This window comes from Lautropia dentalis (assembly GCF_003892345.1).
Taxonomy (GTDB): Bacteria; Pseudomonadota; Gammaproteobacteria; order Burkholderiales; family Burkholderiaceae_E; genus Lautropia; species Lautropia dentalis.
In genome coordinates this window covers 693,975-709,233 of the sequence record NZ_RRUE01000001.1, presented here as the reverse complement: position 1 = coordinate 709,233, position 15,259 = coordinate 693,975, and the positions used below count along the sequence as shown (strand labels likewise).

The following is a 15,259-nucleotide window of genomic DNA, read 5'->3' as shown; positions in this document are numbered from 1 at the left end:
GGAACCGGGCCCTGATGACAGGGTCCGGTTCCTCCGAGCCTCTCTGCGTCCTGATGCCTGACCACACTCTCTCTGATTCCGCAGCCCCCGCTTCCTCCGGCACGGCGGGGACCACGCGCCCGCCCAGGCACACCAAAACCACCATCCAGGTGCTCGAACGCATGGTGTCGCTGCTCGATGTCCTGGCCCAGCAGCCCGATGCCATCAGCCTGAAGGAACTCTCCGGCCGGACCGGTCTGCACCCCTCCACCGCGCACCGCATCCTCAACGATCTGGTCACCGCCCGTTTCGTCGACCGCGTCGACACCGGCAGCTACCAGCTGGGCCTGCGGCTGCTCGAACTGGGCAACCTGGTCAAGACCCGTCTCAACGTCCGTGATGCCGCCATGGGCCCCATGCGCGAGCTGCACCGCCTCACCGGCCAGCCCATCAACCTGTCCATCCGGCAGGGTGACGAAATCGTCTACATCGAGCGCGCGCTGTCCGAACGCAGCGGCATGCAGGTCGTGCGCGCCGTCGGCGGCCGGGCCCCGCTGCACCTCACGTCGGTCGGCAAACTGTTCCTGGCCGGAGAAACCCACCGCGCCCTGCAGAACTACATCACCCGCACCGGTCTGGCCGGTCACACCCACAACAGCATCACCGACCCCGTCCACCTCGAGCGTGAACTGGCCCTGGTACGCAGCAACGGCTACGCCCACGACAACGAGGAACTCGAACTCGGCGTACGCTGCATTGCCGCCGGCATCCGCGACGACAGCGGCGAACTGGTGGCCGGCCTGTCCATCTCGGCCCCGGTCGATTTCCTGCAGAACGGCTGGGTCGAACAGCTCAGCCGCACCGCCGCGCAGATCTCCGCGTCGCTCGGCTACGACGCCCGCGACCCGGCCGGCATCACACGCTGACGCGCGGGCCGTGCGTACGACAGGCAGGGGGCTGGAAACAGCCCCGGTCGGCCGCAGCGCACCCATGAAAAAGGGGCATCCCGTACCCCTTTTTCGCGCCGGCTGGATCACCCGGCCCTGACTGGCCCCGGATGCCCGAAACCGGTGGCAGCCACGGAACGGAGGCAAACACCCTGTGCCCCGACCGTGCATCCCCGGACATGCCGCGCCGGATGATCGCTCCCCGCGGCTCAACCCTCGATGAAGCGGCGCAGGCGGTTGGCGTCACTGACCCGTGAATAGCGCCCCTGCGAGTCCAGCAGCACGATGATCATCTGCCGGCCATTGACCCGTGCCTGCATCACCACGCAGTTGCCCGCCTCGTTGATGAAGCCGGTCTTCTGCACCGTCAGCCCCCACTGCTGGTTGCCCACCAGCGGATTGGTCGTGTGGAACACCCGCGTACCGTAGGCCGTCTTCACCTGCAGCTGGCTGGCCACCGAGAAGCGGCGGATTTCCGGATAGCGGGCGGCCCTGGCCACCAGCAGCGCCAGATCGCGGGCCGTCGACACGTTCGACGCATTCAGCCCGGTCGGGTCCAGAAACACCGAATCCAGCATGCCGATGCTGTGCGCCTTCTCGTTGGCGGCCGCCAGGAAGGCCTCCACCCCACCCGGATAGCTGCGGGCCAGCGCGTGGGCGGCCCGGTTCTCCGACGACATCAGCGCCAGCTGCATCAGCTCGGCCCGCGTCAGTTCGGTTCCCACCGGCAGATGCGAGGTGCTGTAGCGCTCGGTATCGCGGTCTTCCACCTCGATGCGGATCTTCTCGTCCAGCGGCTGGCCGGCATCCAGCACCACCATCGCCGTCATCAGCTTGGTTAGCGAGGCAATGGGCAGCACCGCCGACGAATTCTTGTCATACAGGATCTTGCCGTTGCGCGGATCCACCACCAGCGCCACGCTGGAGCGCAGCGCCAGCGGATCGGGAATCCGGTTCAGCCCGGCCGCCTCGCCCAGCGAACCACTGGCCATGGCCGGCAGATCCGGCGAGGGCGGCACGAAACGGTCCTGATCGGCCAGCGACACCGGCCGGGCACTCACCGCCGCCACGCCCCGGCTGGCCAGCAGCTGCGGCCGTGCCTCGCTGCCCGACGCCGAACGCCGGTCAGCCACGGTCACGCCCCCCTGCGACGGGACACGCCGGTCGGCCACCGTCACACGCCCCCGCGACGACGCACGCCGATCGGCCACCGTCACGCTTCCCTGCGACGACGCACGCCATCTGGCCACCCCGGCTCCTGCCTGGGCCTCACGGCTGCCACGCGACTGCTGCACTGCAGCAACCTTCACCCCCGAACGGGATGACGAGCCGCGCGCCCTGGCACGGGACGAAGCCACGGCCACCCGGCCGGACAGACCGGTGCGCACTGCATTTTGAGCGGTTTTGTTACTATTTTTGGTTGTTTTGACGGCATCGCGTGATGTTTTGGCGGCCTTTTTGCTGCCTGCCACCGCGGAAACCGCCGTTTTATGGCTGCGCCCGGCCGTGGACGAAGCCTTGCCGGCCGACCGGGCTGCCACAGCCCGGGACGACTTGCCCGACTGCTTGCCGGCCGCCTTCACCGAAGCCTTGCCGGTGCGGGCAGAAGCCACCTTGCCGCCTGCCCCCTGGGAAGGCTTCTGGGCCAGCGCCAGCTCGGCGTGCACGCACCCCGCCAGCAGCAGCGCGCTGACCAGCACCTTCGACATCCAGGAAAAACCACCTGCTCGCACCATCATCCTTCCCGCCACAACCAGAAACCAATAACCAAAATTCTACCGGCTAAATCATTTGATTTTCAATGCCTTACCCGTACAGCCTGAAGCAGCGCCTAAAGTTGCCCGGACGCCACGCCCCGCAACCACCACCCATCGCCCGAAGATCGCCGTCCAGCCTGCCTCTCGGCGGATCGGCCGCCTCGTGACCGACCGGCGCGCGCTGCCACCCGACAGATGCCGACCCGCATTTTCGGCACAGAAGCAACACACACCGTAACAAGACTTGCGTTCGCTTGTATTTTCGGCATCCAGACGTCACAAGCGCTCTCCCGTTCTCAAACAAGAACGGGAATCGCTTATGTTGCGACGCAATAAAAATGGCCACGACCCAACGGCATCGTGACCATCCTCCCCTGCTGCAGAGGCCAGCCGGCGACCGGCCGGCGACCGGCCGGCGACCATCCGGCCACCCTTCCAGCCCCCGGGGGATACAGAGGGCCGGCCCGCAGACCAGCCCACGTGGATCAGGGCATGCAGGGACTCATTCGCCCCGCGCGAAGGCCCTCACAGCATCGTCCTGTCCCGCACGGCCCCCTTGTCGGCCGACGTGGCAAAGTGCCCGAACACCTTCAGCGCAAACGACACTTCGCGCTGACGGTTGCGCGGCTTCCAGCCGTGTACCTCCATCGCCGCACGCCGGCGGGCCAGTTCATCGGCCGGCACATCCAGATGGATCGTGCGGTTCGGAATGTCGATGGCGATGGTGTCGCCGTTCTCGACCAGCCCGATCATCCCGCCAGCGGCCGCTTCCGGCGAACAGTGGCCGATCGACAGCCCCGACGTACCGCCCGAGAAGCGGCCATCGGTCAGCAGCGCGCATTCCTTGCCCAGCCCCATCGACTTCAGGTAGCTGGTCGGATACAGCATCTCCTGCATGCCCGGCCCGCCCTTCGGCCCCTCGTAGCGGATGATCACCACCTCGCCCGACACCACCTCGCCAGCCAGAATGCCGCTCACTGCATCTTCCTGGCTCTCGTACACCCGCGCCCGGCCGGTGAACTTCAGAATGCTCTCGTCCACCCCGGCCGTCTTCACGATGCAGCCGTTCTCGGCCAGATTACCCTTCAGCACCGCCAGACCGCCATCCTGACTGTAGGCATGCGTCTTTGCCCGGATGCAGCCATGCTCGCGGTCGCGGTCCAGCGTCTTCCAGCGCGTATCCTGCGAGAACGCCTGCGTCGTGCGGATGCCGGCCGGCCCGGCGCGGAAGAACTGCTCGATGTCGCCATCCTGCGTCTGCATGATGTCGTACTTCGCCAGCTGCTCCTGCATCGACGTACCCAGAATGGTGCGCGTCTGGTTGTGCAGCAGCCCGGCCCGGTCCAGTTCGCCCAGAATGGCCATCACGCCGCCGGCACGATGCACATCCTCCATGTGGTACTTCTCGGTGTTCGGCGCCACCTTCGACAGGCAGGGCACTGCGCGCGAGAGCCGGTCGATGTCGGCCATGGTGAAATCCACCTCGGCTTCCTGCGCTGCCGCCAGCAGGTGCAGCACCGTGTTGGTCGAGCCCCCCATGGCAATGTCCAGGCTCATCGCGTTCTCGAAGGCATCGCGCGTGGCCAGCGCACGCGGCAGCACCGAGGCATCGTCCTGCTGGTAATAGCGGCGGCACAGCTCGACGATCTGGTCGCCAGCCCGCAGGAACAGCTGCCGGCGGTCGGCGTGCGTGGCCAGACACGAACCATTGCCCGGCAGGCTCAGCCCCAGCGCCTCGGTCAGGCAGTTCATCGAGTTGGCCGTGAACATCCCCGAACACGAGCCACAGGTCGGACAGGCCGACTTCTCGATCATGTCGCTGTCGGAATCGCTCACCGTGGGGTCGGCACTCTTGTAGATGGCGTCCACCAGGTCGAGCTTGATCACCCTGTCGGCCAGCTTCGTCTTGCCGGCCTCCATCGGCCCGCCCGACACGAACACCGCCGGAATGTTCAGCCGCAGTGCGGCCATCAGCATGCCCGGGGTGATCTTGTCGCAGTTGGAGATGCACACCATCGCGTCCGCACAGTGCGCATTGACCATGTACTCCACCGAATCGGCGATCAGGTCGCGCGAGGGCAGCGAATACAGCATCCCGCCATGGCCCATCGCAATGCCGTCGTCCACGGCAATGGTGTTGAACTCCTTGGCCACCGCCCCGGCCTTCTCGATCTGTTCGGCCACCAGCCGGCCCATGTCGCGCAGATGCACATGCCCCGGCACGAACTGCGTGAACGAGTTGACCACGGCAATGATCGGCTTGCCGAAATCGGTTTCCTTCATGCCAGTGGCGCGCCAGAGCGCGCGGGCACCGGCCATGTTGCGGCCCTGGGTACTGGTGGCAGAACGTAACTTGGGCATGATCTCTCCAAAAATCAGCCCGCCATTCTACATGCAGCCACCCCGGAAACGGCCCCCCTGCCCATCATTCATCACGGGCACGAATGCGCATCATCGGCCCGCTGCAGGCCGTTTTCATCCCCTTGGGCACGTAACGTTTCGCATCCCCATTACACCCACCCCGACCGCATCCCGATACCGGCCGAAACCATCACCCGCCAGCCGGTAAACCGGTCCTGACGTGTGTCATGGCCCCATTCGTCCCCGCACCGGTCCGGTTACATGCCGACAAGGCGTCACCCTGCGTCCCTGCCCCCACACCGGCACCGGCCCCGCCTCAGACCTCCACCACCCGCAGCGTGGCCAGAATCGCCTGGTTGAACGTGTCCAGACTCACATGGCAGGCTTCCAGCCGGTCGTGCGTATCGCACAGCGGCCCCTGCTCCACCGATTCCACCAGACGCAGCAGCGGTGCATGCGGCCCCGTGCCCTCCACCAGTGCCTCACGCACGGCATCCGGCACCCACACCCGCTCCAGCAGGCGGGCAAAGGGCTGACCGAGGGCCCGGTCCAGCAGCGAGAACACGCCCAGCAGGAACATCTCCTCCCGCGCCTCGGCGTCGGCCACCGGCCCCGCCAGACGCTCCAGAATCAGCCCGCGGCGGAATGAAGCCAGCATCAGCGGCCGGCGGCTCTCGTCGGCACTCACGCTCACCAGCATCAGCGACAGCCAGCGGCGCAGGCCCTGATAGCCCATGAACATCACCGCATGCTGGAAATTCTGCACCGGCACCGACAGCCCGAAGCCCACCGAATCGATATGCTTGAGCAGCCGGTAGGCAATCTCCGGCTCCTGGCGGATCACCGCCTCGATCTCGCGCAGCGACGCATCCTTCTCCACCATCGACAGCAGCCGCAGCACGCCCAGATAATCGGCGCTGCCCACCGCGTTGCCCGACTCCACCAGATCCGGGATCTGCCAGCCGCACACCGCATAGGCGCCCCCGGCAAAGGCCTGCTCCATCGCCGCCAGACTCTCGACCCCCGACTGCACCACCGCAATGCTGCGGCGGCTGCGTGGCCGGATCAGCCCCGTGTCTTCTTCCTCTTCCCGGCCACGGCGCTCGGCATCCACATCCACCATGGCCAGCCGGAACATCCCCAGCAGCTCCTCCGGCAGTGGCTGCTCCGGCGTGCCCTGCAGCACCATCCCCATGCCGCGCTCGTGCAGCAGGAAGAGCATCTGCTGATGCTCCGGATCCTCGGCCACGGCAGCCGGCACCTCCACCCACAGCCCCGGAACCGGTTCCAGCTCGGTCAGTGCTGCATCGAATTCGGCCTTCGGCGCGGACAGCAGCAGCGTGTGCGACTGCAGCGGCCGGTCATCGGCCACCAGCCGGTACAGCGAGGACAGCGGCATCGGCGCCTCGTCGCAGGGACCAAAACGCACCTGCAGCGCCATGATGCGCCGGTCACGGTCGATCACCGGACGATAACCGATCAGCAGACTGGACAGAGACATCAGCGAAACACCCTGGAAGGAAACATGTATGTGTGGCCGCCCGGGACATCGGGAAAACCGGCGTGCATCCCATGAAAACCGCCGCCCCACGAGAGCCAGCCTGCCCATGAAAACCGGCCTGCACCGCAAGCACCAGCCCGCCCACGAAAACCGGCCTGCACCGCGAGCACCAGCCCATTCCATGAAAACCGGCTGATTTCAAAGGAAAACCGGCCCACCACCCGACACACAAGCCTACGGGCGATGGGCCGGCCTCTCAATACCCCGGGCGATCAGAGGTAGTTGAACATCGACAGCTGGGAGATCTGCGAATACGTCTGCATGGCCGCACGCAGTGCCGTGTCGCGCGACTGGATGCCCGAGAGCGTCTCCGCATAATCCGTATCGATCAGGTCCGAACGGCGCTGAGCGGCGCCCAGCTCACCCGATTCCAGCAGACGCTCGCGGGACTCGATCATGTGCATCTGCTCGCCCAGCACACTGCGGTCTTCCGACATCTGTTCCAGCGTCCAGTCCACCGCCCCTTCCCCATCCCGCAGGGCCTTGTCCGCCGCGGCCGCATCGTCGCCGCGCAGCGCCGTGATCACCTTGTCCAGCTCCCCGAAAATGGAGCCCTTGCCATCCTTGCCAAAGCCCTGCAGCGTCAGTGCCCCGTTCACGCTCAGATTGAACGGAATCGTGATGCCGTTCTGCCGGGTCCCTGCCTGCCCCTGGAATGTCGGATTCCCCTGCGGCAGGAAGGGCGCCGTCAGGCTGCCCTCGCCCGCAAACACGTAGTTGCCGTCCTGCGTGCGCTGGTTGGCAATGTCCAGCAGTTCCACCCGGTACTGCTCCAGCTGTAACGCAATCGTGGCGCGATCCTGCTCGCCCATCGCGCCGTTGCGGGCATTGATCATCAGGTCGCGAGCCCGCTGCAGCGTCTCGATACCGCCACCCAGCAGCCCCTCGGCCTGCGCCATCTGGCTCTTGGCATACGACATCATCCGCTTCTCGATCTGGTTGCGCGCCTGCTCCGAACGCAGACGCTCCACCTCTGCCGCCGCCAGCGGATCATCGCTGGCGCGGTTGACCTTGCGGCCCGTCGAGGCCTGTTCCTGCAGCCCGGCAATCGTTGCCTGCTGGTCCACGATGTTCTGCACCGCATGCATGCGGTACTGACTGGTTGCCACTCTCATGATCGATCACCTTGCCAGAGCCAGAATCGAATTGAACATTTCATCGGCCGTCTGGATCACCTTGGCCGCCGCCTGATAAGCCTGCCGGTATTGCAGCAGCCGGGCAGCTTCCTCATCCAGATTGACCCCACTACGGTTGGCCAGCACCGTCTTTGCACCGTCCAGCATCTTCTCCGACGCCCTCTCGGACGTCTTGGCCTGCAACGTGCGGCTGCCCACATCCGACAGCAGCGAGGTAAACGACTGACTGAACGTGGCACCGTCCACCGTCTCCTGGTCACCCAGCGTCACCAGCCAGCGCGCATTGCCGTTGTCCTGCTGGATGGCCTTGCGCGGTGCCAGCGTCACCGTGTCACCCGCGGTGGGAATCCCGGTCAGCATCATCTGCCAGCCGGCCACGTTCACCGGTTCCCCGGACGTGTAGGGCTGGTCCGTTGCCACCTCCCTGCCGTCCACCGTCAGCGTGTAACGGTTTGCTGCCGTGAACGTCAGCATGATGTCCTTCGTCCGGTCGGCATTGGTATCGGCCTGCTGATAGCCCTCGATGCCCACCGTCCCCTGATTCAGCGGCCCGCGCGCAGCCGACATCGCCTCGGCAGCCGCCAGCGACGCCCCGCCATTGAGCACCGAACGCATCCGGCCCGCATAGGCCGTGGCAGCCTGGATGTTCAGCGTATCCCCGGCAGCCATCTGGCCGGATTTCAGGTTGAACTCCAGGCCATCCGCATTGATCGGCAGCTGCGTGAATTCCTGCTTCGTCCGGTCCAGGGTGTTTTCCAGTGTGTACACCGAACCATCATAGGAAAGCCGGTAATCCGCCGCCTTGAGCATCGACGGGACCCGGATGCGCACATCCAGATCGGCATTGCCGGTATTGCCGTCGGACGCCTGCACCACCGGCTGGCCCACGCTGAACACCAGCCTGCCCGGATTGCCGTTCATGTCCAGGCCCCGCATGTGCTGCAGGTTGTAGGCGCCCCCGAAGGAAGCCGCCAGCTGTCCCAGCTTGGCCTGCACCGCCATCAGGTCCTGGTCACGGAAACGCATCAGCCCGGCAATCTCGCCCGAGCCCAGCGTACTTTCCGTCACTTCCACCTGCTTGCCATGCACATCCAGCATCAGGCGCGTGCGCGCAGAATCCGCATCCCCCGGCACCGACACCAGCTTCGCCGCCCGCTCCGACAGCACCAGCGAATGACCCATGGCCGTATACAGGTTCACGCTGCCGTCGGCCTGGTCATCACGCGTGAGCTGGATTTTCGAGGCCAGTTCATTGATCACCGCATCACGCTGGTCCAGCAGGTCGTTGGGCTGGTGGCCATTGGCCGTGGCCGACGAGATCTGCCGGTTCAGCGACGCCACCTGCTCCAGCCGCACGTTCACGAACCCGGCAGCCTCCTCGATCCGCCGGCCGGTCTCGGTCATGATCGATTCCATTTTCTGCGCCGTCCAGGAGAACCGCTGCGCCACCCGCTCGGCCCGCGACGCCACCACCGCCCGCGCACTGGGGTCGGACGGATTGTTCACCACATCCCCCAGTGCCGCACGAAACTCGTCCATCGACACGCCGATGCCCGTATCCGTATCGGCCAGCAGGTTCTCCACCTGGCGCATCTGCTGCGCCCGCACCGAATCCGCCCCGGCCAGCGACGTGCTGCGCGTCACCTCATCGGCCATGAAGCGGTCATAGGCACGGCGCACATCCGTCACCTCCACCCCGTTGCCGATATAGCCGTGCCCGAAATACTGGCCACCGGCCGTCGCCTGCAGCACCTCCTGGCGCACATAACCCGGCGTGTGCACGTTGGCGATGTTGTGGCCGCCCGTCTGCAGCTGCGCATACGCAGCCGACAGCGCACTTTGCCCGATATGGATGAGTCCTGCCATGTTCTTCCCTTGCTTCCCTTCTGGTTACCGCCGCTGTTCTGGTTGCTACCGCGTCCTGCTGGCTGCCATGTCCTGATTGCTGCCGCGTCCTGGTGCTGCCCGTACCCAGGCTGTCACCGCCGTTCCAGCAGACACCGATGCACCGGCTGCGGCCGATATTCCGGTCACTGCGGCGCGTCCGGCCGCCGCCCGGTCATTGCACCCACCAGACTGCCGATCGTTGCCTTCAGTTTCTGGCCGTAGGCCGGATCGGTGGCGTAACCGCCCTTCTCCAGTCCCTCGGCAAACTCCCTGGCGCTGCGGGCCTCCACGACGGCACGGTAGCGGGGGTTGGCTGCCATCAGCGACGCCCAGTCGGCAAAGGCCTCGGCGTAACTGTCATAACGCCGGAACATCTCCACCGACTTGCGGGCCACGCCGTTGACATACTCCGTCGTCACCGCCGCCACCGTCCTGCCCTTCCACCCCCTGCCCGCTTTCACACCGAACAGGTTGTGGCTGGGAAGACCCTGCGCATCCCGTATATCGCGCTGTCCCCAGCCCGACTCCAATGCAGCCTGACCAACGACCCATGCAGCCGGAAGACCGGTCGATTTCTCTGCCGCCTTCGCATGCGGCCACATCCTCTGCACGAATGCCGCCTGCACCGGTCCCAGACGCGTCAGCCCCTCACCGGCCACCGCCTGTCCGTCAGCCGCCTGCAGCCCCCCAGCCCTGCCCGGCCCATCCTCTGACTTTGTCATGCCATGGCCAGCCGGGCCTTTCCCAACCGTCACCAGCCCATCGGTCTCCTGGCCGGGCAACCCGCGCACCCCTCCCGACGACATGCGCGGAACCTGCGCCAGCGCGCGGCCTTCCACCTGATAGGGCATGCTGTCCGTTCCGAGCGAAGCCACCGCGCCTGCCCCCGAAACACCACGCATCTGCGCAAGCCGCTGCTGCCCGTCCGCAGGTACGCCCACCGAATCTTCATTGCCCGCCACGAAAGGTTTGCCCGATGCCAGCGACCACGCCGACACCGAGGCGGCAGACCGGGGACCATCCCCCCGGTCGCCCAGCAGCTGCCGCTCGATCAGCGCCGCCAGTCCATTGCCCTGCGCCGCTGCCGCCGTCGACAGCTGCGTATCCAGCATGCTCGTGAACGTATCGCTGCCCGGCCCATCGAACATGCCACTCTTCGGCACCGCATCGCGCATGCCCTTGAGCAGCTGGCGCATGAAGAGCGCCTCGAACTGCTGCGCCACCTGCCGGATCGCCTCCCGGTCCTGCGCACTGGCATGTCGCAGACCGTCCAGACTGCGTGCGTCATACGCCAGCCCCGACACCGCCGCATCCGCCCGCGCTGCCGATGATCCACCGGGCCCCGAAGAAGAAAGAGACATCACAACCTCCCGTCGGGCATGTCACCATCAAATGATCTCGATCTCTGCCTTCAGGCTGCCCGCCGCCTGCAGCGCCTGCAGAATGGCAATCAGGTCCTGCGGCGTCGCGCCCAGCGTGTTCAGCGCCCGCACCAGGTCCTTCAGCTGCGCCGCCTTCGGCAGCATCATCACCGCCCCGCCCTCCTGGCGTACCGTGATGTCCGACACCTGGCCCGCCACCGTCTGCCCGCCCGAGAACGCCCCCGGCTGGCTCACCACCGGCGTGGACGACACCGTCACCGACAGGTTTCCGTGCGCCACCGCGCTGGGCGCCAGCACCACCGACTGGTTCATCACCACCGAACCCGTGCGCGCATTCACGATCACCTTCGCCGGTGCATCCGACAGCGCCACATCCATCGATTCCAGCTCCGCCAGAAAACCCACCCGGCGTGCCGGATCCCGCGGCAGCGGCACCTCCACCACGCGCGCATCCATCGGCACCGCCAGCCGGCCATCCCCCCCGGCCGTCATCCGGATGCGACGATTGATCGCCTCCGTCACCCGCTGCACATCCGAAAAATCCGTCCGGTTCAGCTCCACCCGGATCGACTCGCCCTGCAGCGTCTGGTTCGGCACCACCCGCTCCACCGAGGCACCATTGGGGATGCGTCCGGCGCTCAGATGGTTGATCTGCACCTTGCTGCCGCCAGCCGACGCCCCCGCGCCGCCCACCACCACATTGCCCTGTGCCACCGCATAGATCTCGCCATCCACGCCGCGCAGCGGCGTCAGCAGCAGCGTCCCGCCCCGCAGGCTCTTCGCGTTGCCCACCGACGACACGGTCACGTCGATCAGCTGCCCCGGCTGCGCAAACGCCGGCAGCTGCGCGGTCACCACCACGGCGGCGGAGTTCTTCAGCTGTGGCGTCACCCCGGGCGGCAGCTGCACACCCAGCTGCTGCAGCATCGATTTCATGCTCTGTGCCGTGAACGGCGCCTGGGTGGTCTGGTCCCCGGTGCCGTCCAGGCCCACCATCAGGCCGTAGCCGATGAGCTGGTTGGTCCGCACCCCCTGGATGCTGGCCACTTCCTTCAGCCGCTCGGCCTGTGCCGGCACCGCCCCCAGCAGCCCGGCCACACCACACAGCGCCATCAGCAGCAACACCACGGTTGCGCGGCCACCACGGGCACGGCCACCGCGACGCATGGCACACGGCGCTGCAGGGCGAAAATCCAGTCTGTTCATCGGTCGGTCGTCCTCACGGGTTCTTCACGCCCGCTATCACACCAGAAACGGCCTCTCCCCCATCTGCCGATGAAGCCCGGAAAACGGCACCAATCCTTGCTGCATCCGTCTCCTGGTGCGGCACGCCTTCAGTGCGATACATCTGCGGCACAGCACGTGGTCCATGCTGCATTACGCCCCGGGTGCTTCATGCGTTCCATACGGTATTACGTCTCCGGTACTGCATGTACCCCATGTTCCAGCATGCCTCCGGTGTTGCACCCACTCCATGCGCCAATACGTCTCCGGTGTTGCACCCACCCCATGCGCCAATACGTCTCCGGTGTTGCACCCACCCCATGCGCCAATACGTCTCCGGTGTTGCACCCACCCCATGCGCCAATACGTCTCCGCTGCAGCACGCGCCGCGGACCGGTACGCCCCTGCGGCTCATACGCTCAATCCAGTTTTGTTGCCCACGACCTGCGTCGTGGTCAACAAAACTGGATGGCTATAAAACTTTGCAACAACCGGGCTGCGCCCGCCCGTTGCAAAGTTTTCACGCCGACCGCGAAATCGCCGCAGTGCCGTCCCGCTCCACGTCGCTTGTCTCAAGATGGACAGGTCTACCTGTCACCTGAATGCAGAAGGCAGAAGGCAGAAGGAGAAAACACTGTGTTCCTGTCTCGGACAACCAGGATTTTGATCGGACGACGCCCCAACATGGTCACTGACCCAGTCTCCCCCATGATCCAGGAGGCGTGTTGACATCGGGGCTCGGCGGCAACAGGTTATCGCTGCTGACAGGGAGCAGGTCAGCGTTTCGCCCAGCAGGCCGTCAGGAAACGGACTGAGATCTGGCCCACAAAACCTCTCTCTGCCTGACCACTGTCAAAGCCACCGTGCCCGCACCTGTGAAGCGGTGCTGGGAGTGGGTGCCTGGCGGCAACCAAAACCCGATAACGACGATCAGCCCATCCCGCCCCCTCCGTCGAAGCCGCAATGCCCCGAACCTGTGAAGCGGCGTGGGGAGGGGGAGCCTCCTGCGGCGATTTCACGGTAGGCGGCAAACACTTTCTGACGGGCGGGGCGCAGCCCCGGTTGTCGGAAAGTGTCAGCCCGACAAGTTTGTTGACCACGACGCAGGTCGTGGGCAACAAAGTTGGCGTGAGTGTATGAGCCGCAGGAGGCTCCCCCTCCCCGCGCCGCCCCAATCGAAGTCGTCTTCCATCTATCGAGCCCCCGCGCCTCCCCCTTGAAGCCATCTTTCGTGCACAAAGACCGTCACCAGAACCCGTCTTTCGTGCACGGAAATGCTCCCCAGAATCGTCCGCCACGCACCGGGACAACGCCTGGAGCCGTCTTCCATGTACCAGGGCACCCAAAAGAAAACGGCCCCCGCAGGAGCCGCATTCCCATCAGATCGGCATCACCGACAGGAAGAACCGCGTCAGCCACCCCGTCGTCTGCACCCGGTCGATATCCCCCGCATCCCGCACCTGCATCCGCGCATCTGCCACCTGCGTCGAACTCACCGTATTGCCCGGCATGATCGTCAGCGGGTCCACCACCCCCGCGAACTTCAGCGTCTCCACCCCCTGATTGATCCCCACCTGCTTCTCCCCGCTCACCACCAGGTTCCCGTTTGGCAGCACCTCCACCACCGTCACCGTGATCGTGCCCGCAAACTGGTTCTCGTTGCCGGCCGTCCCCTTGCCCTCGAACGAATTCGACGTGGACGCCTCCAGCCCCAGCTTGCCCAGCTTGTCATCCTTCAGGAACGGCAGCGCACCGAACTTGGCCGAGCCCCCGCCCTTGCGGCCAATGGTGCTGTTCGAACTCTGCTTCGCCACCAGCCGCTCCTCCAGCACGATGGTCAGCATGTCGCCCGGCTGACGCGCACGGCGATCCTCGAAAATGTTGCGCTGCGCCCCCGCCTGGAAAATGGAACCATTGGCCTGCGGCTCGGGCCGGGCGCGCATCGAGGCCAGCCGGTTGTGGTCCACCATCGGCGTATCGATGCGCGGATCGGGCGGCAACACCGTCGAACAGCCCCCCAGCCACAGCAGCATCAGCGCCAGCGACATGCTCCGGGTCCGTCCAGAATGTACGGGTCGCCCGTCAGTCCCCGCACCACGACGCCCCAATGAAAGAAACCAGGCAGCCCGCATGATTGTTCCGTGATCAGTCTTCATATCCAGCCAGAGCGTATCGGCCGGCCGTACCGGGGTCACAGCCGGGGAATCCCGGTTGCCCGGCCCCGGCCGGCATTCATTACAGCTGCGAAATCCGCGCCAGCATCTGGTCGGACGTCTGGATGGCCTTCGAATTGATCTCGTAGGCACGCTGGGTCTGGATCATCGACACCAGCTCCTCCACCACGTTCACATTCGACGTTTCCAGATAGCCCTGCTGGATCATGCCGGCACCATTCATGCCCGGCGTGGAGGCCGTGGGCGCACCCGACGCATCCGTTTCCTTGAACACATTCTGCCCCTGCGGATCCAGACCGGCCGCATTCTGGAACGTGGCCAGCTGGATCTGCCCGATCTGCGTCACCCCGTCCTGGCCGGCAATGCTCACCGTCACCGTACCGTCATTGGCAATCGTGATGTCCCGCGTGCCCTGCGGCACCGAAATGGGCGGCGACAGCGGAATGCCATTGGCATTCACCAGCTGGCCCTGCGCATCCGGATGGAAGGAACCATCCCGGGTATAGCCGGTCGTGCCATCGGGCATCTGCAGCTGGAAAAAGCCATGGCCGCTGATCGCCATGTCGAAACTGTTGCTGGTCTGCTGCAGGTTGCCCTGCGTGAACAGACGCGACGTGGCCACCGGCCGCACGCCCGTCCCCAGCTGCAGCCCCGTCGGCAGCTGCGTATCGGACGACGAATTCGCCCCCACCTGCCGCATGTTCTGGTAGATCAGGTCCTCGAACACCGCCTGCGAACGCTTGTAGCCATTGGTGCTCACGTTGGCCAGATTGTGCGAAATCACATCCATCTGGGTCTGCTGTGCATCCAGACCCGTCTTGGCAATCCACAACGAACGAATCATCTTCCTT

Annotated in this window: 10 protein-coding genes; 1 reads left to right on the top strand and 9 read right to left on the bottom strand. The window is 65.7% G+C overall.

Annotation, left to right across the window (positions count from 1 at the left end):
* The first annotated feature begins 161 nt into the window (after positions 1 to 161).
* Positions 162 to 905, top strand: a complete 744-nt coding sequence (locus EHV23_RS02760) for an IclR family transcriptional regulator (protein WP_125095476.1) — start codon at positions 162 to 164, stop codon at positions 903 to 905.
* A gap of 230 nt (positions 906 to 1,135) precedes the next feature.
* On the opposite strand, the gene EHV23_RS02755 is transcribed toward EHV23_RS02760, so the two are convergent.
* From EHV23_RS02755 to flgG, 9 genes are all read right to left on the bottom strand, one after another.
* Complete coding sequence (locus EHV23_RS02755) at positions 1,136 to 2,635, bottom strand: serine hydrolase (RefSeq protein ID WP_158615806.1); 1,500 nt, start codon at positions 2,633 to 2,635, stop codon at positions 1,136 to 1,138.
* Between the two features lie 573 nt (positions 2,636 to 3,208).
* Complete coding sequence (gene ilvD / locus EHV23_RS02750) at positions 3,209 to 5,044, bottom strand: dihydroxy-acid dehydratase (protein WP_125094611.1); 1,836 nt, start codon at positions 5,042 to 5,044, stop codon at positions 3,209 to 3,211.
* Positions 5,045 to 5,360: 316 nt separating this feature from the next.
* Entirely contained in the window at positions 5,361 to 6,545 is a 1,185-nt protein-coding gene (locus EHV23_RS02745; RefSeq protein WP_125094610.1) for an EAL and HDOD domain-containing protein, read from the bottom strand.
* A gap of 272 nt (positions 6,546 to 6,817) precedes the next feature.
* On the bottom strand, positions 6,818 to 7,720 hold the full coding sequence (gene flgL / locus EHV23_RS02740) for a flagellar hook-associated protein FlgL (RefSeq protein WP_125094609.1): 903 nt from the start codon (positions 7,718 to 7,720) through the stop codon (positions 6,818 to 6,820).
* A gap of 6 nt (positions 7,721 to 7,726) precedes the next feature.
* Entirely contained in the window at positions 7,727 to 9,607 is a 1,881-nt protein-coding gene (flgK, locus tag EHV23_RS02735) for a flagellar hook-associated protein FlgK (protein WP_125094608.1), read from the bottom strand.
* A 164-nt stretch (positions 9,608 to 9,771) separates the two neighbouring features.
* Positions 9,772 to 10,989, bottom strand: a complete 1,218-nt coding sequence (flgJ, locus tag EHV23_RS02730; protein ID WP_125094607.1) for a flagellar assembly peptidoglycan hydrolase FlgJ — start codon at positions 10,987 to 10,989, stop codon at positions 9,772 to 9,774.
* Between the two features lie 27 nt (positions 10,990 to 11,016).
* Positions 11,017 to 12,177, bottom strand: a complete 1,161-nt coding sequence (locus EHV23_RS02725) for a flagellar basal body P-ring protein FlgI (RefSeq protein WP_125095475.1) — start codon at positions 12,175 to 12,177, stop codon at positions 11,017 to 11,019.
* A gap of 1,436 nt (positions 12,178 to 13,613) precedes the next feature.
* Positions 13,614 to 14,282 (bottom strand): flagellar basal body L-ring protein FlgH, encoded by a 669-nt coding sequence (locus EHV23_RS02720; protein ID WP_158615805.1) that lies wholly within the window; start codon positions 14,280 to 14,282, stop codon positions 13,614 to 13,616.
* A 187-nt stretch (positions 14,283 to 14,469) separates the two neighbouring features.
* Positions 14,470 to 15,252, bottom strand: coding sequence for a flagellar basal-body rod protein FlgG (gene flgG / locus EHV23_RS02715; RefSeq protein ID WP_125094605.1), 783 nt, complete (start codon positions 15,250 to 15,252; stop codon positions 14,470 to 14,472).
* Positions 15,253 to 15,259 lie beyond the last annotated feature (7 nt).